We start from the raw sequence: 2,635 nt of genomic DNA, 5'->3' as shown, positions 1-2,635 counted from the left end.
ACATTGAAGCGTTCGCACGCCGTGGACGGATTATGTCGGGTTCCTCGGCAAGTGAATCTGCATCTGTGGCTAACGCCCTTCGCATCGTGTGGACGGATGGCGTGCCTCGCAATGCGGTGTCCTCGACCACCCGCTTTATTTTCCGAATCAACATCGACAGCGACGCGCCTACTCGTCGCACGGTACAGGTGCCGTATACCGAACGCCGCTTGGCACTGGCCGCAAGCTCTAGGGAGTATCGAGTGGCATGAAGACGTTTCGTAAACAGCCCCGTGACCATTTGGATTACGACATCGACTTGAGCGACTGGCTTGAGCCTGGGGATCGTATTCAGCGAGTAGACGTTGTGGCCCCCGACGGTATTGAACTGACCAGCGTTGGTTATAGCGATAGTCGCGTAAAGCTGTGGGTTAAAGGCGGCACTAATGGGCAGAGCTACAAGTTCTCACCGCTGATTTATACCAACTCTCGTGAGAAAGAAGTCGAACTCCTTATCGTTGTGGTGGATATGTAATGGCACAGATTTTTTTGAACAACTGCTACGCGACGTTGGCCCAGGCCATTACCGCGAGCGACACACAGCTTGAACTTTCGGGAATGAACGGTTTTCCCGCGTTCCTTGGCGCAGGTGACTACTTTCTGCTGACGCTCTACGCCGATACCACGCGCTACGGCGAGAACATCGAGGTGGTGAAGGTCACGGGGCTAAGTGGTACGACGCTCACTGTGGAGCGTGGCTACGAGGAAGGTGCTTATGCCCACGCAATGGGGGCACGTATTGAAGCGCGGTTGACGGCTGAGACGCTGGCTACATTTGCGACACAGGAGCAGGCCAATAACACTAGTTTCCCACGCTACGATCTCTCCAGCATCTCGACCACGGCTACGCTCGACCTAGCGACAGGCAACGAGTTCACCGTTGACGCCTCGACCGCACGCACCCTGACGTTCGCTAACGTTCCCACAGGGCGCTCGATGACCGTTGTGCTGTCCATCACAGGCGCGTCGGCTATCACATGGCCCGCTGGTATCCGCTGGCATGGAGATGGGACAACCGCACCTGAGTTGGGTGCTACGTGGACTATCGTGGTACTGAATTATGACGGGGCGAACTGGTCTGGTGTGTTGGGGGCAAGCGCATGATTGAAGCTAATTTGATGGCCGCTGGGGCTAAAAAAATAGAAAGTAAAACTGTCGGCTTCGATTTTGATGGCAACAACGATTATCTGGTTAAGCCTAGTCAGAATTCTGGCGGTGACATGCCAGCAATTTCGAGCAAGACTTTCACTATGTCTTTTTATTTTTACAAAATGCCGCTTGAGGTAGCTTCATCAGCGCGCACTATTTACACGAATGTAGATGATAGCGGAAATTTCTTTAGCTCTCGCGCAATTTGGAACGAAATAAGCCATGGTATTTATATCGGATTTTATGGGGCGTCTGCAAACTCGCTGTATCTACAGGTGCCTGTTGAGAAACTTCAACCTTACACATTTTACCATGTCATTCTGAGCGTGAATGCTTCTACTTTAACCGCGCAGGCGTATATAAACGACGAAGATTACTCGTCGTATTTTTACGGAATCGCTGATGTTGTTTACTATCTGGCTAGCACCAATAACCGCAACTTCTATGTAGGCTCAGCGTCTAGAGATGCTTTACACAAAGGACGACTTGCCCATTTTTACATGGACACGAATTTTGTAGACCTTTCGGTAGAGTCTAATCGACGGATATTTTCAGACTCTAACGGTAAGCCCGGAGAAGTGAGCGCGCTTGTTGGTCGCAATCCGTTCATATACCTTCCGTTCAACGATCCAGACGCACCTGGAAAGAATCTTGGTGTTTATTCAGACCTCCAGGCTTATGGATCAATGGGGGCTTCTCAGCGTGGGCCGAACCAGTGGAACTGTGTGGCGAGTGAGTTTGATGGGGTGGGGGATTATTTGTCGTCTACGGGGATTGGGGCGGGTAGCTCTAACACAGTGACTTTCAGCTTCCAAGTTACACCCGACCTTTCTTCGGCTGGGGATGTGTTCGGGGCTTATGACGGAGGGTCGACAATCGGAATGCAGTTAAGGCTGGTGCAAGATGGGACTGTTTCTATTTCGGCGCAAAACACTTCGGGAAGTTATCTTCTGGGCTCTAGCAATACGGGCAGCTTCCGATTCACTAGCGGGAAAAGCCATAGCGTTCAATTTTCTGTAGACTTATCAGACTCTACTAAAACAGTGCTAATAGTTAATGGCTCGGCTATCCCCATTTCTTTTTTCCAGTTTTTAGACGATGTTTTTAATTTAAACGATAGCTTTTATGTTGCTAGCGCTGGATTCATTAGCAACAGACTTAACGCGGCCCTAGGCGAATTCTACTTCGACACCACCTACATCGACCTAGCCACCAACAACCCCTTCTGGGACGCAGACGCAGGCAAGCCCAAGCCTGTCCTGCAAGTGCTGGAAGAAACCGGCAACACACCGCTGATTGCCATGCCGATTCGTGCGGATGATGCGGGGCGCAACTACGGTACAGGTGGTGATTTTACGGTGAACCCAGGGCCGTTTATCGGGGCGCGTGGGGCGAGTGAGTTTTGGGCGCGGAGTGCGGATTTTGATGGGAGTACGGGGTATATGAG

At 51.4% G+C, this 2,635-nt stretch carries 4 protein-coding genes; all 4 read left to right on the top strand.

Features of this window, described 5'->3' with window-relative positions; genetic code table 11:
* A partial coding sequence (locus tag BIS10_RS18265; RefSeq protein ID WP_253507549.1) for a hypothetical protein occupies positions 1–251 on the top strand: 251 nt, incomplete at its 5' end.
* Positions 248–514: a hypothetical protein gene (locus BIS10_RS18260; protein ID WP_253507546.1), complete on the top strand. Its 267-nt coding sequence runs from the start codon at positions 248–250 to the stop codon at positions 512–514. The genes BIS10_RS18265 and BIS10_RS18260, both read left to right, overlap by 4 nt.
* Positions 514–1,143, top strand: a complete 630-nt coding sequence (locus BIS10_RS18255) for a hypothetical protein (RefSeq protein ID WP_253507544.1) — start codon at positions 514–516, stop codon at positions 1,141–1,143. The genes BIS10_RS18260 and BIS10_RS18255 overlap by 1 nt, the downstream gene beginning before the upstream one ends.
* On the top strand, positions 1,140–2,635 hold a 1,496-nt coding region (locus BIS10_RS18250), incomplete at its 3' end, for a hypothetical protein (protein ID WP_253507541.1). The genes BIS10_RS18255 and BIS10_RS18250, both read left to right, overlap by 4 nt.

This window comes from Halomonas sp. 707B3 (assembly GCF_024158645.1).
GTDB classification, from domain to species: domain Bacteria; phylum Pseudomonadota; class Gammaproteobacteria; order Pseudomonadales; family Halomonadaceae; genus Vreelandella; species Vreelandella lionensis.
Note: the sequence above shows the minus strand (reverse complement) of the source record. Positions and strands in the feature narration are given on the sequence as shown.